Annotated in this window: 21 protein-coding genes; 15 read left to right on the plus strand and 6 right to left on the minus strand. The window is 42.9% G+C overall.

Going from position 1 to position 20,670, the window contains the following annotated elements; genetic code table 11:
• Positions 1-224 precede the first annotated feature (224 nt).
• Entirely contained in the window at positions 225-746 is a 522-nt protein-coding gene (locus tag C942_RS06560; RefSeq protein ID WP_007463837.1) for a hypothetical protein, read from the plus strand.
• A 73-nt stretch (positions 747-819) separates the two neighbouring features.
• Here C942_RS06560 and C942_RS06565 read toward each other — a convergent pair whose 3' ends face one another.
• Complete coding sequence (locus C942_RS06565) at positions 820-1,128, minus strand: hypothetical protein (protein ID WP_007463839.1); 309 nt, start codon at positions 1,126-1,128, stop codon at positions 820-822.
• Positions 1,129-1,754: 626 nt separating this feature from the next.
• On the opposite strand from C942_RS06565, the gene C942_RS06570 reads away from it, so the two are divergent.
• On the plus strand, positions 1,755-2,246 hold the full coding sequence (locus C942_RS06570; protein ID WP_007463841.1) for a GNAT family N-acetyltransferase: 492 nt from the start codon (positions 1,755-1,757) through the stop codon (positions 2,244-2,246).
• Positions 2,247-2,261: 15 nt separating this feature from the next.
• Here the strand turns inward: C942_RS06570 and C942_RS06575 are convergent, their stop codons facing one another.
• From C942_RS06575 to C942_RS06585, 3 genes are all read right to left on the minus strand, one after another.
• Entirely contained in the window at positions 2,262-2,822 is a 561-nt protein-coding gene (locus tag C942_RS06575) for a GNAT family N-acetyltransferase (protein ID WP_007463843.1), read from the minus strand.
• A gap of 442 nt (positions 2,823-3,264) precedes the next feature.
• The gene (locus C942_RS06580; RefSeq protein ID WP_007463847.1) at positions 3,265-3,720 is read right to left on the minus strand and encodes an SRPBCC family protein; all 456 of its coding nucleotides are present in this window, start codon (positions 3,718-3,720) and stop codon (positions 3,265-3,267) included.
• A 1,077-nt stretch (positions 3,721-4,797) separates the two neighbouring features.
• A complete protein-coding gene (locus tag C942_RS06585) occupies positions 4,798-5,385 on the minus strand; it encodes a leucine-rich repeat domain-containing protein (RefSeq protein WP_007463849.1) in 588 nt (195 codons plus the stop codon).
• Positions 5,386-5,656: 271 nt separating this feature from the next.
• On the opposite strand from C942_RS06585, the gene C942_RS06590 reads away from it, so the two are divergent.
• The 4 genes from C942_RS06590 (at position 5,657) to C942_RS06610 (ending at position 9,899) form a co-directional block, all read left to right on the plus strand.
• The gene (locus C942_RS06590; protein ID WP_007463851.1) at positions 5,657-6,166 is read left to right on the plus strand and encodes a porin family protein; all 510 of its coding nucleotides are present in this window, start codon (positions 5,657-5,659) and stop codon (positions 6,164-6,166) included.
• A gap of 466 nt (positions 6,167-6,632) precedes the next feature.
• A complete protein-coding gene (locus tag C942_RS06600) occupies positions 6,633-7,841 on the plus strand; it encodes a NupC/NupG family nucleoside CNT transporter (RefSeq protein ID WP_007463855.1) in 1,209 nt (402 codons plus the stop codon).
• 171 nt (positions 7,842-8,012) lie between these two features.
• Positions 8,013-8,339 carry a hypothetical protein gene (locus C942_RS25020; protein ID WP_157372572.1) on the plus strand — a complete coding sequence of 109 codons (327 nt, stop codon included), beginning with the start codon at positions 8,013-8,015 and terminating at the stop codon, positions 8,337-8,339.
• Positions 8,340-8,471: 132 nt separating this feature from the next.
• Positions 8,472-9,899, plus strand: coding sequence for a S8 family serine peptidase (locus tag C942_RS06610; protein WP_198287466.1), 1,428 nt, complete (start codon positions 8,472-8,474; stop codon positions 9,897-9,899).
• A gap of 113 nt (positions 9,900-10,012) precedes the next feature.
• On the opposite strand, the gene C942_RS06615 is transcribed toward C942_RS06610, so the two are convergent.
• Positions 10,013-10,885 (minus strand): NAD(P)-dependent oxidoreductase, encoded by an 873-nt coding sequence (locus tag C942_RS06615; RefSeq protein WP_007463861.1) that lies wholly within the window; start codon positions 10,883-10,885, stop codon positions 10,013-10,015.
• A gap of 233 nt (positions 10,886-11,118) precedes the next feature.
• Between C942_RS06615 and C942_RS06620 the strand changes: the two genes are divergently transcribed.
• The 6 genes from C942_RS06620 (at position 11,119) to C942_RS06645 (ending at position 17,456) form a co-directional block, all read left to right on the plus strand.
• Positions 11,119-11,661 carry a hypothetical protein gene (locus C942_RS06620; RefSeq protein WP_036798932.1) on the plus strand — a complete coding sequence of 181 codons (543 nt, stop codon included), beginning with the start codon at positions 11,119-11,121 and terminating at the stop codon, positions 11,659-11,661.
• 224 nt (positions 11,662-11,885) lie between these two features.
• Positions 11,886-13,700 carry a protein translocase subunit SecD gene (gene secD, locus C942_RS06625; protein ID WP_036799146.1) on the plus strand — a complete coding sequence of 605 codons (1,815 nt, stop codon included), beginning with the start codon at positions 11,886-11,888 and terminating at the stop codon, positions 13,698-13,700.
• Positions 13,701-13,704: 4 nt separating this feature from the next.
• Positions 13,705-14,604: a protein translocase subunit SecF gene (gene secF, locus C942_RS06630; protein ID WP_007463869.1), complete on the plus strand. Its 900-nt coding sequence runs from the start codon at positions 13,705-13,707 to the stop codon at positions 14,602-14,604.
• A gap of 304 nt (positions 14,605-14,908) precedes the next feature.
• Positions 14,909-15,628, plus strand: a complete 720-nt coding sequence (locus C942_RS06635; protein WP_007463871.1) for a hypothetical protein — start codon at positions 14,909-14,911, stop codon at positions 15,626-15,628.
• A 77-nt stretch (positions 15,629-15,705) separates the two neighbouring features.
• Positions 15,706-16,890 carry a cystathionine beta-lyase gene (locus tag C942_RS06640; protein WP_007463873.1) on the plus strand — a complete coding sequence of 395 codons (1,185 nt, stop codon included), beginning with the start codon at positions 15,706-15,708 and terminating at the stop codon, positions 16,888-16,890.
• Between the two features lie 248 nt (positions 16,891-17,138).
• Entirely contained in the window at positions 17,139-17,456 is a 318-nt protein-coding gene (locus C942_RS06645; RefSeq protein WP_007463876.1) for a hypothetical protein, read from the plus strand.
• 243 nt (positions 17,457-17,699) lie between these two features.
• On the opposite strand, the gene C942_RS06650 is transcribed toward C942_RS06645, so the two are convergent.
• Entirely contained in the window at positions 17,700-17,987 is a 288-nt protein-coding gene (locus tag C942_RS06650) for a hypothetical protein (RefSeq protein WP_036798935.1), read from the minus strand.
• A gap of 421 nt (positions 17,988-18,408) precedes the next feature.
• Between C942_RS06650 and C942_RS06655 the strand changes: the two genes are divergently transcribed.
• The 3 genes from C942_RS06655 to C942_RS06665 all read left to right on the plus strand — a co-directional run bounded on the left by C942_RS06655 (position 18,409) and on the right by C942_RS06665 (position 20,559).
• The gene (locus C942_RS06655; protein ID WP_007463882.1) at positions 18,409-18,999 is read left to right on the plus strand and encodes a DNA-3-methyladenine glycosylase I; all 591 of its coding nucleotides are present in this window, start codon (positions 18,409-18,411) and stop codon (positions 18,997-18,999) included.
• A gap of 59 nt (positions 19,000-19,058) precedes the next feature.
• A complete protein-coding gene (locus tag C942_RS06660) occupies positions 19,059-19,982 on the plus strand; it encodes a cation diffusion facilitator family transporter (protein ID WP_007463883.1) in 924 nt (307 codons plus the stop codon).
• 190 nt (positions 19,983-20,172) lie between these two features.
• The gene (locus C942_RS06665; protein WP_007463885.1) at positions 20,173-20,559 is read left to right on the plus strand and encodes a hypothetical protein; all 387 of its coding nucleotides are present in this window, start codon (positions 20,173-20,175) and stop codon (positions 20,557-20,559) included.
• The last annotated feature ends 111 nt before the right edge of the window (positions 20,560-20,670 follow it).

Here is a 20,670-nt window from a genome sequence, read left to right on the forward strand (position 1 = left end):
GAAAAGGTAGACAGATTTAAACGTAGACAGTGACATGAGGGATCACAAAAATGTTCAGTGACACTTTTGTGACTTAGGTGGATGATTAAGATCAGCTCCCGTATATCTGTTTGATTGTAAGGATAGAATTTTATCTTCAGCCTGTGTTTGCCATACTCAATATTGAGTGGCAATTTGAAGGTTTATGAAAGATGCGCAGGCGTAGATGGACAATACATACGTGGATGTTGGTTGCGGCAGGATTGACCCTGAACATTATCTCGGCATTAATGACGAATTTTTTTATTGATGATGTAACCAGGCAGGCGAACGAATTAGTTCAGCAACAGCAAAATAACGATAAATTAATCACTTTAATATGGCAGCAGGTAGAGACTGTTGATAGGAAAAAAGAATATGTGCTGGAGTTAATATTAACCAGTAAATATCAGGAAAAGCCAATCCCAACAGAAATAAAGGATCAAGTCATAAACGAAATTAATTATTGGTTAGATCAGGAGGTTAAAGAATTGTCCATAGACGGCATACCTACATTAATAACTTTGCTAAATAAAGCTCAGGATGATAGGCGAGAGAAAATCAATCAGCTTTATCTGGATAATTTGCAACTGATTGAAGAGCATGCTGATAAAATGAAATCAGTTTCCCAGTTGAGAAACCTTGCGCTTTTTTTGCAGATTATAGGATTGGCATTGGTATTAGCCAGAGATTTGAACTGGCATGAACATCGGCTTGAGGAAAGATAGAGTAAATAGAAATGACTGTCATAATGACCGGAGATTTAAGGCCCTGTTGTAGGGGAGCAGGGCCTTGGATTCATTACTTGTTAGTAGAGTGGAAAGCGTAACGTGAGGATTCACGACCACTTTCTGTTTTCGCTTTATATTTGATAGAGCGAGAGTTTTCTAGTGTCAGAGGAATAAATACACGACCTTTTTCATCAGTAGTGTATGCTTTTTTCTGTTGCGGTACATTAGCAACTGTAACTTGTGCATTAGCTGCAGGCTGACCATTCTCAGTTACTGTAACCCAGGCACCATTATGTGTATCTGCAACGCGAATATCAGCAAAAGCAGTAGACGACATTAAAATCACAGCTGTAGCAGTTAGTACTTTCAAGCTAGACATAATCTTCACCTCATTAGTCTGTGGCATCAGCCATTTTTATATGTGCATATTTTCCACATTCAAAATATAAGACCTGCCATCAAAACTTATCTTTCAACAAATTTAACTTTTCTTATATTAATATAAGTAACAATTAGTTAAGCCCTTGTTGGTGCTTCAGGTTGAATATTAATAGCAATTGGTTTCAGCCTGTTGTTGAGTAGGAACATCACCTTGTTTGTCACTCATCAATTTCAGTATAGCCTTAACTAAAAAAGTCAGATTGATTTTTTCATCAGTCTGATTTTTAACACGTTGTTTTATTATGAGTAAATTAGCATAGTTGATATTTTTATATCTTGAAACAGGAATGATTAATTACTAAATGATAAAATTATCATATTAATTCATTATAAATAGTGTGTGTTTGTGGTATCGGTTGATTTATTTACTTTTGAACAGAAAATAATGTTACAGATTGAGCTGTAGTCTTGGTATTTAGGAAAGACTGGATTTGTTTTTGAAAGATGACGCATTGATAGATTAAATTTCATATATTGAAATGTAAGAACAAATTATTGTTTTGTATCTTTTTTTATGAGATATCTTGGGATTGGACAGCTTATAAAAATAGAATGGAGGCGGAAATGGAAGTAACTGTGCGCCATGTTGAACGTAAGGATATAGAGGCGATTAAAGAGTTGTATGCTGGTCAGAATGCCTATAGTGGTACATTACAGCTCCCTTTTCCGTCGTTCTCGTTATGGGAGAAGCGTTTGTCAGGTTTACCGGATAATGTGTATAGCTTGTTAGCCGAGATTGATGGTGAAGTTGTCGGACAAATAGGTTTTGAAGTCATCACACGGCCCAGACGTAGACATGTTGCCACTTTTGGTATGGCTGTCAGTGATGGTTATCAGGGGAAGGGGATTGGCAGTAAGTTACTGTCAGCTATGCTGGATATGACTGATAACTGGCTTAATGTAAAGCGTATCGAGTTGACTGTTTATACTGATAATCATGCTGCGATCGCGCTTTATGAAAAGCATGGTTTTGCCATTGAAGGTGAAGCGGTGGATTACGCCTTTCGCAACGGCAAATATGTTAATACCTACTATATGGCAAGGATGAGTAGCTAACCATAACAGTTATGGTTAGCTGTTGGCTTCAGCCATCGCCCAGATTTCGTAATATTCAAGATCTTCACTGATCATGTTAATCCGGGTTGCGCCTGATTTGGTTTTTACATGCTCCATTCCGATCTTTTGTAAGATCTTGCCTGGTGACGGATCGCGACTAAAATGCTGGCCGTAAATGAGATCGAGATTTAGTCGTTTGAAACCGAATTCTGTGAGTCGTTTAGCTGCTTCAGTGCCATACCCTTGTCTCCAGTATGGAACACCAAGCCAATAACCCAGTTGGGCTTTACTGCTGTCGAAGTTATTGTATTCGATATTATGAAGTCCGACGCAACCCATCAGACTTGCATTCGATTTAAGGGTTATGGCATAGATAGCAGAAGTACGGCTTTGCCAGCCAGCAAGGTGCTTGCCGATCCATTGTCCGGCCATCCCATCGTTGTAGGGGTGAGGAATATTAACCGTGCCGTTAGCAACATGTACGTCACCGGCCAGCTTCTGTATTTTTACAGCATCAGATAGTTGAAAAGGCCTCAGTATCAGCCTTTCAGTTGTTAGCAAAGGTTGCTGTCCCATAGGTCCACCTTATTTGCAATGAAAAACTGAAGGAAACAGATATTAATCAGCATTTTGATAGTAAGCGATTGATCAATTGCCTCTTTCTGATTTGGTTTTTGCAGTTAATCTGAGTGGCTACAAAAATCCCATCTTACTTGTGGCTTTTGCCTCAGTACCTGAACAGTATTATCTGTCGATGCTGAATGCTTACTTATCCTGATCTGTTTTATTTAATCGCGCTTAAAAACAACGCGCAATTGTTTTGGATGAATAACGAGTAGCACTTCTCATTGTTCAATATTCAACCAGTCTAATTGCCGCCATCTTATGGAATTAGTTTGACACTACTATGTCAGTTGCTTAAAAACTAAAAGCAGGATTATTCTCAATCCTGCTTAGCGGTAGAAGGGCTGAATTTGGTGGTAAAGCTGATAACTTGCAGGTTTGTACGCTTTGGCATTTAATGCGAAGCATTGTGTTTCCACTTGGTTTCACTGAACTGGGCAATATTGTGAAGTGCCCGTTTAATGTTTTTTTCCAGAAGTAACTTTATTAACCATCCTGTACCGCGTATTCGGGGAGTAAAATTGATTCGGTAGAGGATAAGGCTACGGCTGGCGTTGATGGTTTTGAAGCGGATCCAACCGCCATGTTCTTCAATCGGTGACCCATCGATAATTTTGTATTGGAGATGCTCATTTTCTTTGTAATCAATGATTTGTTCCTGAAAAGTAAACGGTCCGTTTGTTACTTTTCTGATAGCTCCAATTCCATTGATTTCTGGCTTTCCATGCTTGACTAATGAATACTTTGCATCAAAGAAACGTCCGAGATTGTCATGATCAGAAAGTAACTGAAAGAGTACTTTTCTAGGCACATTAGCAGCCTGCTCTAAAGTGATAGTATGCATACCCATGTTTCGACCCCGAGTCAAGGTTTGAATTGATGTTATCAGAGTGTAAATTTGTGTCAATGGGACATAGTTGAGATGCATGACTCATTTTTGAGACATCATGCATTTTCTGCGACGACGAATTATGGTTAGTGCGTTGTTTTATAATGACTAGAAAAAATTTAGCAGTAAAGGGGTAATGAATAATAATTGAAGGATGACTTTTGTCACATAAAGACACGCAAATAATAGTTGCAATAGAGAACATTGGCTTTTATATTAGACGAGTTGATATAAATAGCAGGGTGCTGAAACAGAGAGAAAGTGGATAGCCTTAGTCCATTAAATAAGGTCACTTCAAACGTAAAATCCTGAAAATATCAAACTAATTACTCCCTGGGCTTATGAATGAACAATATTAGATTGATTGTTCTATTGTTTAAGCTAATTTGTCAGGGATTACATGTAGCTTCAAATACATCAGATTGTCATATGGATGTCATATCCGGATGTTTTATTGAAGTTGTTTCAATGAGTAAGAACGGTATAAAGTAAAAAGAGATATCAACCTTACTCGTTTTGGAAGATGAGAGGTTAATTATGATTAATAGAAATCGTAGGCAATGGTATTACCATCAGTCTCAAACGACAAATACTCGCGGAAAATCAAAGTCATAGCTTTTGGGTGTTGAACCAGCCATAAGTCGATGTAATAGTCGTTAAAACACTAGAACAGCCAGAAACTCGAATTCAATGGACAGATGTTTCTGGCTTACAACACTCCGCCTTATAATAGTGATAACGTGATCAATAAAGTGACTTCAATAAACCACCTGAATTCGTTATTGTGAATGTAATCGTTTTATTAGGCGGTGATGTTATCTGAATTAGACTTAAATAGAGCGGTTATTTAAGTTTAATAGTTACTTTTAGTGTCATTTTTAAGTTAGTTTGTAGACAGCAATATAGAACTGACGACAGGGTAATTATAATTACTTATAACTTATATGGTTTTTCTCTTTTTAAGTATACTTGTTGATGATATATCAATAAGACATTACATAATGAAGGAATGAATTAGTTATTAGTTTGAATACCGCCTTATTTGTAGATTTTTCCACCAATATTCATTTCTTTGGGAAATACCGTGATCGGTGTCCCGCCTAAATAAACATTTCCTTTTACAACCAAAAACTTAGGCAACTCTGTTATCTGTGTGTTGGCAAGATATAAATGACCGCCAACATAAAGGTAGGGTGGAAGCTGGGTAATTTGGGTTCCCATTAAACTTAAATCGCCTTTTACCTGTAATCCATTATTCAGGTATGTGATTTGTGAATGAGCCAGATTAATATAGCCGTGTACCACCAGTTGAAGTGGAAGCTGGGTAACTGCACTGTAGGCAAGATTCAGGTTTCCTTCAACTGTTAGCTGGCGTGGTAGCCGTTCAATGCTGCTATTTTCCAGATTCAGGTTGCCCTTAACCGTTAAAGGATCCGGTAATTCTATAATTCGGGCATTTCGCAGAAAAACGTTGCCGTATGAGTCGGTGTAGTTCAGCAACTTAAGCTCTGAAACATACTGGTTGGCATTTGTGACTGGAGAAAACAGGCATGAAGAAACCGCTATCGTCACGGCTGACGTTAATTGTCGATAATAGCGATGAGGGAACTGAGCTTTAGTCATCATGACCTGCTTTCTTATAAGTATGCAGCGATTATGCCTTGCTGCTTTTAATAGTCAATTCTATCCGGGAGATATCCAGAGTAAGCCTTAACGGAATTTGAACTCTGTTCATATCTATCAACCACTCTAAGAACTATTCAGCGTAAATTCAGCTATAAAACATTGTTTTATATTTTAAGGTTCGGTTCAGTTTGCAGGTGTAAATTAGTCTTCAACAACAGAGGGATAGCAGCTTAAGCCTGCTTCCATTACCGAATTATTCTGGAGTGATACGATGAAAAAATTAACGATTATCTCAACGCTTGCCCTGGCGACTATTGCCGCTTCTCCTGCATTTGCTGCTGATACCGAGTGGTTTGTTGGTGCCGGTGTCGGTTACCAAGATGACAGTATTAAAGGTGAGGCGAGCCAGAATGGTGAAGATGTCACTTACCAGTTGCGAGGCGGTGCAATCGTTAATGACCACCATCGCCTGATGGGTACTTACAGCTACATGGACAAGTCCTCTCAGGATATGTTCCTGGCTTCTTATGATTACCTTCTGCCTGTTGCCCAGAAAGTAAACCTGTTTGCTGGTGTGTCAGCTGGTGTGGCTGATAGTGAGGTTGCGGGTAACAGCTCGACAGATTTTGTCTGGGGGGGGCAGGTTGGTGCTATGTACAAGATTAACGATAACTGGTCGACAGATCTGACATACCGTTATTTGGATCAGGACTACAGTGAAAACAGCACTAAACTTGAAGACTCTCAGCAAGTCGTGTTGTCAGTAGACTACAAATTCTAAGCCCGTTGATACAGGCTGCTTATGATTGAAGAGGGAAGCCATTTCCCTCTTTTGTCCTTATTTGACCCATTTGGCGATAAAAATAAAGTCGCATTTATCATTTCTGTTTATTTCTTGCTCAACCAAACTCAGATCACAAAAAAAAACCCTAAGGGGCTTGTTAATGTGATCCATATCTCTATATACTCCGCATCCGGCCAGAACCACTGAGTTCAGCCACCTTAGTTACAAGCTGTCACCATGGAATGTGAACGACCCACGGAGTTGGACCGGCGTTAATTTAGCTTGTTATCAAGGTGACTTGTATGTTGTACATATGGACGGACAAACACATATTTTCTGAACGTTCCAGTTCAGAGCCCTCCTGTTTCGCTTTTTCTCCAAAAGCAGTTGTTCTCCTATTGCAGCACGCAGTAATACCTTCATTTTTCGACAATCGATTAAATCAACGCAGCAGGACGAAATAATGCAGTTGTTAATTAGTTTGGCCGGTATTTTTGTGCTGGTAGTATGCGCTTGGGCGTTATCTGAGAACCGTAAAGCGATCAACTGGCGTACAGTTGGCGGGGCCTTATTCTTACAGGCCGGTTTTGCCGCTTTGGTTCTTTATGTTCCGTTGGGGCAGAAGATGCTGGGAGCCATGAGTAGTGGTGTTGCCAGCGTATTGGGTTTTGCGGATGAAGGTATTAAATTCTTATTCGGTGACCTAGCTACTTCCGGTTTTATTTTTGCCATCCGCGTTCTTCCCCTCGTTATTTTCATTAGTGCTCTTATCTCCCTTCTTTATTATCTTGGCGTGATGCAATGGGTCATCAAAGTGATTGGTGGCGGTATTCAGAAAGCACTGAAAACCAGCCGTGCAGAATCATTGGTAGCCACAGGTAATATTTTCCTGTCTCAGGGCGAATCTCCACTATTGGTGAAACCATTCCTACCACAGATGACGCGTTCAGAACTGTTCGCTGTGATGACGGGTGGTATGGCATCTGTAGCGGGTAGTGTACTGGGTGGTTACGCTGGCCTGGGTGTTGAGCTTAAGTACCTGATTGCCGCAAGCTTCATGGCTGCTCCGGGTAGTTTGATGATGGCGAAGATTCTGGTTCCTGAGCAAAGCGTTGCCGTGGAACAAACCGACATCGAAATGGCAAAGAGTGATCACAGTAATGCGATCGATGCACTGGCTGCGGGTGCAATGAACGGTATGAAAGTTGCAGTTGCTATCGGTACTATGCTGATTGCTTTCGTGAGTGTGATTGCTATGGCAAACGCTGGTCTGGAAACTGTAGGTGAATGGTTCGGGATGCAAAGCCTGACTATGCAGTCAATCCTTGGCTACGTATTCTCTCCACTGGCGTTCGTTATTGGTGTACCTGCATCGGAAATGCTTCAGGCTGGTTCTTTCATCGGTCAGAAACTGATTCTGAATGAGTTCGTTGCTTTCCTTGATTTCGTAAATGTGAAAGAAGCACTGACAGCTCAAAGCCAGGTTATCATTACTTTTGCACTGTGTGGTTTTGCAAATATTGGTTCAATCGCTATCCAGATTGGTTCAATCGGTATAATGGCTCCAGAGCGTCGCGGTGATGTAGCAAGCCTGGGTATTAAAGCAGTTTTGGCTGCTACTCTGGCTAACCTGATGAGTGCGGCGCTGGCAGGTATTTTCGTAGGCCTGTAATTGCATCATCAATAAAATAGATTCAACACGAAACCGCCATTTAGTGGCGGTTTTTTTATGGATTATCGTAAGTGCAGCGGCTAAGTCCTCAGAGAGCTGTAACCATATAAAACGATGTTTTATTATGTTAAGGTTACGACTTCTACTTAGTTGAGCGGATGGTTAGTAATAGTGATTGCGCGTAAGATTTTAGTCTTGTCTTTTGCTTGTTTCATGTCGGTTAAGGCCAATGCAGACACATTCTTAAATGATAAGACATTAGCGAATAGTAACTTAGTGTCGGAGTATTCCGGAGAGATGATGGGGAGCGATAATTCGGGAACACGTTTATCAGAGTCGACCGAGCCTTCATTTTACATATCACCTGATATTTACTCATCACCAACAGTGACACCATACGATCCTGGTTTTGAGCCTACAAGCGAAGCTATGCGAGAGAATGAAGCAAAACAAGAAGCTGATGACAGACTTTGGCAGGCTATTTTTTCACTTTTTTGACCATCTATGTATGCAGATAAGTACAAGTTCATTTCCGACATGTAGCATAAAAAAGACACATTCACATCTTTATTATTAAGACGCAAACCCTCTACTACAATTATGAAAAATAACAGTAGCAGAGGTATTCACGTGTCCAGTCAATCATTCTCAGTCCATCCTTTTTTGCGCTCAGGGTTGTGCTTTTTTGCTCTGACCACAGCGTTTACAGTGCATGCAGAACCGAACTTTCGTTCGGGTCAGGTACTTGTTCAGGCTTCGCCGGAAGAACTCGGTGATGCCAAAGTGTTGCGCTACTATCCCGGATCCGGGGTCTCGATTGTTAAAGTTGAGCCGGGCAAGGAAAACGGTCAGCTAACGGCATTCAAAGCCAAAGGAAAGCGAGCCAGTAAGAACTATATTGCCAGCCACTTTGTGGATGACCCTTATTACAATACCTATCAATGGCATTTTAATCATATTGAATCTGATTTGGCCTGGGGAACAAGTGATGGTTATGGTGTCACTGTTGCTGTTCTGGATACCGGTCTGCGCGAAGGCGGTAATGATGGCATTGGTTGTATCGATACAAATGACAGTGGCCAGAAAACAGGGGTGGATATCGTCAATAATGACAACGATCCGACTGATGGCGATGGTCACGGGACTCACGTATCGGGCACTATTGCTCAAGCGACCGGTAATAAAGTAGGGGTTGCCGGTTTGGCTTATGCCAGCTGTGTGATGCCAGTAAAAGTATTGAGTGATACCGGTTCGGGAACTTTTGCGGATATCGCTGAGGGGATTTATTACGCTGTCGATAACGGGGCTGGTGTAATCAATATGAGCCTAGGGGTAAGTGCTCGCTCCGGGCTGACAAATGATCCAATCATGGATGCTGCTCTTGATTATGCTGAAAGTAATGGGGTTATCGTTGTCGCTGCGGCGGGTAATGATGGCTTTAGAAAAAATGTAAGTTATCCTGCTATTTATCCGAGTGTAATAGCGGTCGGAGCTACGGATTTTAATAATTCGCTGGCATCCTATTCAAATCGGGGTAAAGGGCTTGATGTCGTGGCACCCGGAGGAAATACCAGTGCTGATGAAAACGGTGATGGCTTTGCAGATGGTGTCTTACAGGAAACTTTTGGTAGTGACGGAGTCTGGGGGTATTACTTTTTCCAGGGAACGTCTATGGCGGCACCGCATGTGAGTGCGCTGGCGGCTATGTTACTGGCAAATGGTGTTGCTCCGGCTGATGTAAAGCAGGCGATTACTTCCAGCGCCATGGACTTAGGTAGTACCGGTTATGACAGTACCTACGGTCATGGGCTTATTCAGGGTTATCAGGCATTGAACTGGACTGCAGGTGACTCATCATCCGGTGGAGGTGATTCAGGTGGAGATGATAGTAACAGCGGAGAAGCAACCTGTACGGATATGGATGGTGACGGTTATTGCGTAGAGCAGGGCGATTGCGACGACAATAATGCAGATGTTTATCCAGGACGCAATGAGAAAGGTCCTCGAAGCCGAGACGGGCTGGATAATAACTGCGACGGCCAGGTTGATAATAAATAGGGCAGTTTGAATTTACTAAGCTGCGAACAAAAAAGCGGCCGGTAAATTGGCCGCTTTTTAACGCCTGAATTACAGATGTCCGAATAACATCTCGGGGCAATAGCTCATGTTTCTTATTTGTCGAACTGTTTGATCAGCACTGAAGTATCGGCACGACTAAATCCACGTTGTTGCAGTTCAGCATATTTTTCATCAACCTGCTTTGCCAAAGGTAGCTCAACACCAAGCTTTTCAGCCGCTTCAAAACAAATTCCGAGGTCTTTGCGCATCCAGTCGATGGCAAAGCCGAAATCAAATTTATCTTCAGCCATAGTTACAGCGCGGTTTTCCAGTTGCCATGAACCGGCAGCACCATGCTTCAGCACTTCCGTCATTTGTTCAATATCCAGTCCGGCAGATTTCGCCAGCGTAATAGCTTCCGAAAGACCTTGCAGAATACCTGCAATACAGAGCTGATTCGCCATCTTCGTTATTTGTCCGTAACCCACATCGCCCATCAGCGTTGCTGCTTTGGAAAAGCAGTCGATAACTGGCTTGGCTTTTTCGAACACTTCAGGTTTGCCGCCGACCATGACTGTCAGGCAGCCATTGATGGCTCCGGCTTCACCACCGGATACTGGTGCATCCAGAAACTCTGCCCCTTGTTCCATAGCTGCTTTGGCAATCTCACGTGAGACTTCAGCAGAGGCTGTTGTATTGTCGATCAGAACCACGCCGTTTGTGACGGTAGTAAGAATACCGTTTTCTCCTTTATATACTTCGCGCAGATCGTCATCGTTACCGACGCAGCTAAAGACGAAGTCGGCATCTTTTGCGGCTTCGGCTGGTGTAAGCGCTACCTTACCTGAGTATTGTTCTGTCCATTGTTCTGCTTTAGCGGTGGTTCGGTTATAGACAGTGACATGGTGGCCTGCCTTAGCAAGGTGCCCGGCCATAGGGAAGCCCATTGTCCCTAATCCGATGAATGCTATTTTGTGTACAGTCATTGTGTTGCTTCCCTCTCTAACTGTGTTGTATTCAAGCTCATTTTTTCAGAGCCTTGTTTTCTTTGTGTCCAGTGTTCTATTAGAGCAATATAACTCTCGCTCTGCAAAAAGATGGGAGCTCACGATTGATATTGGATGAACAACGAAAAAAACGTGATTCAGCGCAAGTTTTTCTTGTGAATGATCTCAGCTGGTCATATTATGCCTTTGATTCTCTTTGGTGATATTGAGTTATGTTGATCAGGTTTATACGAACACTGCTGTTGATGATCTGCTTGGGGGCGGCTTCGTTTTCCCATGCGGAAACTCATGGTTCCGATCCTGTATCGGTCGTGCCTGTTGACTTGGCTCAGCAAGTCGTCAGCGTGGCTAAGTCTGATTCTGCGTTGGCACAGTTAGATGTTTATGCTAATTCTGACAGTATTTTGAAGAGTGTTGATGCTGAGCCTCCGGTTTGGAACTTCCCTTTGCAGTCATCACCAAAGTCCAAGAAGCAACATTCCAACTCGTCTCACGACTATGATCTTGCCCTGACTAATTCCACGCGAATGGCGAATCTGATGCGCCATGATCCGGAAGAAGTCCAACCGTATTACCAACTTGCTATTGAGCTGCCAGTAGAGCCTGTCCCGAGTTTCGAGAAAGGATACAGTGTCGATTTTTGCGATAACCTGAACTGGGTACTCAATACCAACCCTACGGTAAGCAGGGTATCTGGTTGGAAAGAAAGTAACCTCACCTTCACCATCTATCATCATCGCCTGTTGCGCGCCTGATCCGGTGAATTGCTGTTAAATCGGCAAGGCACTGACTTCCCTGAAATAAATCCCGACATAAGGGCTCTGGTTATAACCAGTACTCCCGCATGTTCGTTTCAGACCGGTTCTCAGTATCAACATTTATTAGTGTTAGCTTATAGCTTTTGGTGTTGATGTGGCCGGAGATCTATTCCATTACCTTCTAGTGCTAAAAACGGAGGGTGAATATGGCGCGTAATAAGATGAGAAAGACCAAAAATCAACGAATACTCAATCACTACCCGACGTGGAAATATGTCGTACTGGTGGTGACTCTGTTTGTCATGTTGCTAAGTGCAATTCCGACCTGGTACGGTGAAGATGCTGCGGTGCAGATTGCGGCGAAAGGTGAAACTGTTCCGTCTGCGGTTGTCTTGCAGCAACACCTCAAAAATAACGGCATTACAGCTAAGCGCATTGAGCAGCAGGGCGACAAAACCGTGGTTGTTCTGGAAGATGAGGGCCAACAGACGTCGGCCAGAGCTTCATTAGCTGAGGTTGTCAGTGATAAGTCACAGTTGACACTGGCATTAGAACCTGCCGCTCCTTCCTGGCTTCAGAACCTTGGTTTTGCACCGATTAAGCTGGGACTTGATTTGCGAGGCGGTGTTCAGTTCCTGCTGGATGTCGATGTGGATCAGGTTTTCAAGGCTCAAGGCGAACAGTTGACTGATGAATTACGTCAGCAGTTCCGTCAGGATGGCATTCGTGGTGCTCGTGTTGAAACTTCGGGTGTCGATGCTCTTTATGTGCGCCTTGCTGATGCAGAAGCTAACAGCAAAGTACGTCACTTTATCCGTACAAATTATCCGCAGTGGCAGGTTACCAATGCTTCGGGTCATGGGGTGAAACTGACTCTGAAAGAGAGTGAGAAAACAGCACTTCGTAATCTGACAGTGCAGCAAAATCTGCAAACCATGCGTAGCCGTATTGAAGAGCTGGGTATTACTGAAGCGCTGGTTCAGCGTCAGGGTGAAAACCGTATCCGTATTGAGTTGCCAGGTGTTCAGGATCCTGCTGCAGCAAAAAATGTTATCGGTGCAACTGCCAGCCTTGCTTTTTATGCGGTTAAGCAACCGGGTACCGGAAGCACAATGGAAATCCCGGATAAGTCAGGCAAGCCGGTTCGCGTTGCCCGTAAACCGGTTTTAGGCGGTGATCATATTGTTGATGCTCGCGCCAGCTTTGGCCAGATGGGTATGGCTGAAGTGAATATTACTCTGGATCATGCCGGCGGTAATATCATGTCCGATTTTTCCCGTCAGAATATCGGTAAGCCGATGGCAACGGCATTCAGTGAATACAGTCGTGATACCGAAGGTAACGCTAAACAAACCAGCGAAATCATTAGCGTAGCGACAATTCAGAGCCAGCTGGGTAACCGCTTCCGTATCACAGGTGCCGGATCAATTCAGGATGCTCAGGAGCTGGCATTGTTGCTTCGAGCCGGTTCATTGACAGCGCCGGTAACTATCGTTGAGGAACGAACAATCGGCCCGACACTAGGGGCAGAAAATATCCAGAATGGTTTTGCCGCGCTTGGATTAGGTTTGGGAATGACCCTGCTGTTTATGGCTTTCTGGTATCGCCGTCTGGGCTGGGTGGCGAATGTTGCTTTGGTAATGAACATGGTGATGTTGTTCGGTTTGTTGGCAATGATCCCTGGGGCAGTGCTGACACTACCGGGTATTGCCGGATTAGTACTGACCGTGGGTATGGCTGTTGATACTAATGTGCTGATCTTCGAGCGGATTAAGGACAAGCTCAAAGAAGGTCGCAGTTTTGCTCAGTCGATTGACCGTGGTTTCAGCAGCGCATTCAGCACCATTTTCGATGCTAACTTCACCACAATGATCACAGCTGTGGTGCTCTATGCCATTGGTAATGGCCCGATTCAGGGGTTTGCCATGACATTAGGGCTGGGCCTGTTAACCAGTATGTTTACCGGTATTTTTGCTTCCCGAGCCATGATTAATCTGATTTGGGGACGTGACGCATCTCGTGAAGTGAGGATTTAAAGCCATGTTTATTAATAAGAAAAATGCAACCAAGTGGCGCCATTTTACCAGTGTTGTCTCTGTTCTACTGATGGTGGGCTCTATTCTGATGATTTCAGTCAGAGGACTAAACTGGGGACTGGATTTTACCGGAGGTGTTGTCAGTGAAATTCGCCTTGATTCTGTGATCACCAGCAGTGAAATTACGCCACTGCTTGATGCCGGATTACATCAGGATGTTAGCGTTATTTCGGCGGGTGAACCGGGCCGCTGGGTACTGCGTTATGCAATGCCGGAAAATGGAGAGGCGATGCCTTCAATTGAGCAGTTACTTACGCCATTGAAAACTGATGTTACGGTTCTCAATACCAGTATTGTCGGCCCGCAAGTTGGCCAAGAACTGGCGGAGCAGGGAGGACTGGCTTTGCTGGTGGCTGTGCTTTGTATTCTGGGTTATCTGAGTTATCGCTTTGAGTGGCGTCTGGCATCTGGTGCTTTGTTTGCATTGGCGCATGATGTGATTTTTGCGTTGGGTTTTTTTGCTGCAACCCAGATGGAATTCAACCTGACGGTTCTGGCGGCAATTCTGGCAATTCTGGGATATTCACTGAATGACTCGATCATCATTGCAGATCGTATTCGTGAGTTGCTGATTGCCAAACCGCATAAGCAAATTCATGAAATCAACAATGAAGCGATACAGGCTACCATTTCGCGAACATTGGTGACTTCTGGTACCACTTTGATCACCGTCGGTGCGTTGTGGCTGCTGGGTGGTGGTCCGCTGCAAGGTTTTGCTATTGCTATGTTTATCGGCATCATTACCGGTACTTGGTCATCCGTTTCTGTTGGTACATCGCTGCCGGAAATGTTCGGCTTACGTGCTGAGCACTACATGAAACAACCCGTGATAGAAGAACCATAAGTCGTTCTCTTTCCAACAATAAAGGCCGCTCATGCGGCCTTTATTGTTATTAATACATCCATTAATTGGAAGAGTTGAGATTTTGTTGCAATACTTTGTGTGATGTAAATATTTTGAGTAAGCAAATTTTAAACAATTTGTCATCAAAAAAATGAAAGATTGCTAACGAGATGAGATCGCAATCACAAGCATGCCTTCTGTGGCAGGGATGTTAAGTAGAAAATGGTAGGCGTTGTTATTGTATTTATCTTCAGTTGGAGCAAAGCATCAACTTCATACACTGGTAAATGACAAGGGCAGTATTATGTACGATACAGAAATGAAGCTTAACCATCAGATCCTTCAATTTTTGGAATTTCAGGTGCAGGCTTTGCTTCCTTCTTCTGAAGAGCGCAAGGAAACGTCTTCTGTAACTGATGAAAATCAGGACAGTCCCGAGGTGATAATTCCTGAAATGATGCTGTCATTGTTAGTGCAGTATCTTTCCGGGTTGAAAGCGATTAATTGTTTGTTAAACCGTGGCTATGTTTCTCAAACCAGAGGTATCTTTCAAACATTGGGTGATGATTACGAAGACATTATCTTTTTGAGCTTACCAAGTCAGGAAGGGGTTGTTTCGCCTTTGCATCAGTCTTACCTGAACAATAGCGCTGATGATAGTTGCAGTAACCCGGTTAACCGACGCGAAATCCGCAATATGATCCGCCGGGCGAAAAAAATAAATCAAAATGTTTTTCAGCTGCATTCAAATCAGCAGGTCTTTCAGGTGCTGCGTACTCAAGGGGCTAAACATAGCTCGGTTGATGTGGCAATTGATCTGCATCGTCATTTTGCATACAAGGCAATTCTGTTAGCGGTATTAACTGCGAAGGTGGCCGACAATATGGAAGTGATGCGGGCCTGTCTGAACTATCGTGCGCATCTCGAGATGATTGCACCTAATGCAGTTGAGTTTAAGATGCCAGAGCCTCGTCGGCATCAACCAATCACAGCTGCTGCTCGTGTTGCTGCAATTACACTATGACTTTCCCTGCTACCCGAGCTTCTACTTATTGTGTTAATTTCTTAGCATGCAGTGAAAAAAGGAAGTTTGGGTAAATTATGGAAAAGAAATTAGATACAAAAATTGTAACTGCCGGGCGTTCGAAGAAATGGACTCAGCATCTGGTCAATCCACCGGTTAGCCGTGCATCAACCATTGTTTTTAACTCTGTTGAGGAGATGAAACATGCCACGGCAAACCGGGCCAACAAGGCGCTGTTTTATGGTCGCCGTGGTACGAATACCCACTTTGCTTTTCAGGAAGCCATGGTGGAGCTTGAAGGTGGAGTGGGATGTGCGTTGTATCCCTGTGGGACAGCCGCTATTTCTAACGCTATTTTGTCTTTCGTCAAAGCCGGCGATCATATCCTGATGGTTGATGGGGTTTATGAACCTACCCGAGACTTCTGCGATAAGATTCTGGACAAAATGGGAGTAGAAACAACCTATTACGATCCCATGATTGGTGAAGAGATTAGAGAGCTGATTCGTCCTAATACCACTGTCCTTTTCCTTGAGTCGCCATGCTCTATTACAATGGAGGTTCAGGATGTTCCAACACTTGCCCGTATTGCCCATGAACACGACTTAGTTGTGATGCTGGATAACACCTGGGCTTCGCCAATCAATTTCCAGCCGTTTGAGCATGGTGTTGATATTTCGATTCAGGCTGCGACGAAATATATTGTTGGTCACTCTGATGTAATGTTGGGTACGGCAACGGCGAATGAACGTTGCTGGGATCAGCTGCGAGAATACAGTTACCTGATGGGGCAGTGTACCTCACCGGATGATGTTTATCTCGCAATGCGAGGCCTGCGTACATTGGGCGTTCGTTTGAAACAGCATGAAGAAAACAGCTTGAAAGTTGCGCGCTGGCTTGCTGAACGTCAGGAGGTTGATCATGTTCGCCATCCTGCAATGGAAAGCGGTGAAGGACATGAGTTCTATAAGCGGGATTTTAAAGGGTGTAATGGTTTGTTTTCAGCTGTACTGAACTGTGGAAATACCGAAGCCCTGACCGCTCTCCTGGATGGCATGGAGCATTTCAGCATGGGTTACTCCTGGGGAGGTTTTGAAAGCCTGATCCTTGCTAATCAAAATATAAACTCAATACGGACAGCTAAGAAAAAAGACTTTGCCGGTCCGTTGTTGCGTCTCCATATTGGTTTGGAAGATCCTGATGATTTGATCCGCGATCTGGAGAAGGGCTTTGAGCGCTTTAACGCTGCTCTCAATAAGTAGCTTTGTTTGTATACAGGAAGGCCGCAGCAATGCGGCCTTTTTGCTTTTAATTGCAGGTTACAGTTGAACACTGCCCCTCTCGTTAATGGAAGCTGAAGAGTTTTGTTGCCATTCTCACAGGATTTCAAAAGAGTTGGGAAAGAGTCAGTCTTGGTTCAACTTGTTGTCTAGACTAGATGTATCAAAGAAGTGTTCTGAACATTCTTATGTAAGTTCTGTGTCGGGCATGGTGAAAGGAGCCGGAAAGAATGAATCGCAGACTGATTGTAATTGTAATGCTGACGTTTGGTGTATTTGGTTGCAGCAGTTCAGACTATGAAAATTATCAGCTGTTTCCTGAAGAGTATGTTAGCGATGTGGAATATGACAGTATTTATCATTATGGCTACAACCAGGGATGTGAAAGCGCCTTAAGTACCAAAGGTGTGCCTGATATGGTTTATATGCGAGATATAACATTAGATAAACAAGGCACACGATTTGAACAGGGGTGGGAAGATGGAAATTCTGCCTGTAAAGATGGAGTCAGGATAATAATGCCAACATTGATTATCGAAAAGAATTAATCAAAGTTAAATTGTTTAGTGAATTATTATAAGATACTTGTTTTATATGCCGAGCTAAATTACATTCCGATTTAATCATGTAATCATTTTAAATTTTGCATGTAATTACTTTCGGTAAAAAAAAACAGACCAGCTTAGGTCTGTTTTTATTATTTAAGCTTTATTTATCGGTAAATGAGGGAATTTACCTAGCCGGATTCGTTCTTGATCATTGTTCAAACCGATAAATATGATTGCAGGTGCTTATGCTGCAACTGGTCCTGTCAGTGAGTATACTTTGCCTCCATGGAAATTGACTGGTACAACCGCATGTACTTCAGGCAGCAAAAGAAAGGCATCATCACTTGCATCGTCATTCATTTCAACGACGATTTGTAGATGCTTTTCCAGAGCCTTGTGAAGGCTAGGTGCACGTCGTGTATTTCCTTGATTGCCAAACTGACTGTAATGACCATTACTGGAGTAAACCCAGATATTGAAAGGGTCCTTTCCCCTTTCAAGCTGCTCGATAAAATCGGCAATATGTCTCATAAAAGTCCTTTTTTTGTTTTCATCAATAGCGCTGTATTGATGGTTCCTATTATGAAATGAAGGAAGGATTTTTCAATTTTAATTCAGTAGATTTCTTTAATTAATGTGATCACTGTTGGGTTTTGTCCGTAATTTATAAACGGAAAAATTTCATTTCATTTATTCAGTGATGTGTGGCAAATAAATTTTAACGATTGCATTCACAAGAAGCATAAAAAGATAATATCATTAAGCCTGATTGCAATTGGCTTCAAATTGTGAGTTGTTGAATTGACTTGGTTGATTATTGTTAAATCAATGAGAGAACCTGCTCTTTTATTTGTGTTATAAAATATTGGTAAAGCATTTTTATTTATTATGATGAGCGTAAATTAATTTTATATTTCAATGCACGGATGGCATAAAAAATAGAGTACAAGTGATGACAAATTCCGAAATAAAAACCTGCGCCTGGGCGATGAATCAGCCGTTGGAAAGAGACTATCACGATAAAGAGTGGGGGATTGTCAGTAAGGATGACATTTATCTTTTTGAGTTCTTGACGTTGGAAGGTGCTCAGGCTGGCTTGAGTTGGTACACCATTTTAAAGCGTAGAGATGCCTACAGACAGGCTTTTGATGATTATGATTTGCTCCGTCTGGCAAATTATGGTGAAGAGCGTACAGAAGAGATAATTAAGAATTTTGATGTAATTAAGCATCGTGGAAAAATCAACTCAGTATTCAGTAATGCCAAAGCTGCTTTGGCATTGCAAGAAGAGTATGGCAGCCTGGCAGCGGCACTGTGGCAGTTTGTTGATCACCAGCCTGTAAACAATGACTGGCAGGAAATGTCTCAGATACCGGTTTCTACACCAGAATCGAAAGCGATGAGCAAGTTTCTGAAAAAGAAAGGTTTTAAGTTTGTCGGTGAAACAATCTGTTATGCCTTTATGCAGGCAGTGGGTATGGTAAATGATCATCTGACAGACTGCCCCTGTTACAGTAAGTCGGTAGCCAGCCAGGCTGAATAGTTCATGTCACAGGCATTATTCAGGTATCATATTCGCAAATGAAATAGCGAGTTAGGAAGATGTCAGAGACACCGGTAAAAGTTATTCAGAAAGCAACATGGGTCGGTTCTATAGCAAACGTTGGTTTGGCCCTGTTGAAAATCACTGTCGGTAAAATTACAGGAAGTCAGGCACTGGTTGCTGATGGTGTTCACAGTTTTTCGGATCTGGTAACAGATACCGCGATTTTGATTGGTTCTCGTTACTGGACTGCGCCGGCAGATAAAGAGCATCCCTATGGTCACGGGCGCTTTGAGACTCTGACAAACATATTCATTGGTGTATTGCTGGCGATTGTCGGTGTTGGTATTGGTTGGGATTCAATTAATTCGATTGGACATGTTTCTAGCACTACACCTGGAATGCTGGCTTTTGCTGCTGCGTTGGCTTCGATCCTGGTTAAAGAAGTGTTGTATCGCTGGACAGTGGTTCAGGCTAAGAAGATTAATAGCAGGGCCTTGCATGCCAATGCCTGGCACCATCGCTCGGATGCGCTGAGTTCATTACCTGTTGCTGTGGCTGTGATTGCTAACTTTATCATCCCAGATCTTCACTATCTTGATCAGGTTGCGGCACTGATTGTAACTGCGATGATCCTCAAAGCGGCGTTTGAAATTTTGTGGCCGGCTTTACTGGAGTTAACTGAAGCGGAAGCTGACAGTGAAATTGAAGCTAAGATTCAGCAATATGCCGATGAGGACAAGGATATCCGTGAAGTGCATGCGATTCGTAGCCGTCGTACCGGCAGTACTATTTTGCTGGATTTCCATTTACTGGTAGATCCGGCGATGAGTGTTGATCATGCTCATACCATCAGTGAGAATTTCAAATCACATATTCTTGCGCAAATTGATGAAGTGGTGGATGTGATTATCCACATTGAGCCTTATACATGTGCAGAACGAGTGGTCAATCCATGTTGTGAGGACAAGAGCTGCAATTAGTTGGCTTTAGCGATACGTATAAACACCTGCAATCGCAGGTGTTTTTTTTATGTATCACTTTCTCGAATGAGTTTGATTGTTCTTAGTTATGAGATATCCAAACGGTTGACTCTTTCACTAGGCTAATAACAGAAATGATGTTGAAGCTACTGAGTGCCCGCTTATTGTGGTTAAAGGGAGGAAGTGAAAAATGCCTTTAGTTCGTATTAAATCACTGCCATTTAAACAAGATGTTGCTGTTAATCAGGCACTTTCTGCGTTGTCTGAGGCGATTTCGAATGCCGGAAACATTGAAGAACGTCATGTCATGGTTACCTGGGAATACCTCTCTAAGTCTCACTATATTCACAATGGAAAAGTGGCTGACTATCAATCGGAAACAGCTCATCCATTATTGGTAGATTTGGTTGCACCCAACTTCAATACTGAAGAGGAAATTGCTCAGATGCTGGAGTTGATAGCAAATACCATTGCCGGCTCAATACCGATCAGTAAGGAAAACATCTTTATTAACTTCACTCCTGCATACAGTGATGGTGTCTACGATGAAGGGCATGTTATTGAGTGGGATATCTAGCTTTCAAAAACTCTGATTGTTGATCAAGTACACAGAATCAAAAAAAGCCAGTCAGTAATTGATTGGCTTTCTTTGATTTTAAGATGGGTAAATATGTGTTTGAGTTCGGTG

Origin of the sequence: Photobacterium marinum (assembly GCF_000331515.1) — a bacterium.
Lineage (GTDB): Bacteria > Pseudomonadota > Gammaproteobacteria > Enterobacterales > Vibrionaceae > Photobacterium > Photobacterium marinum.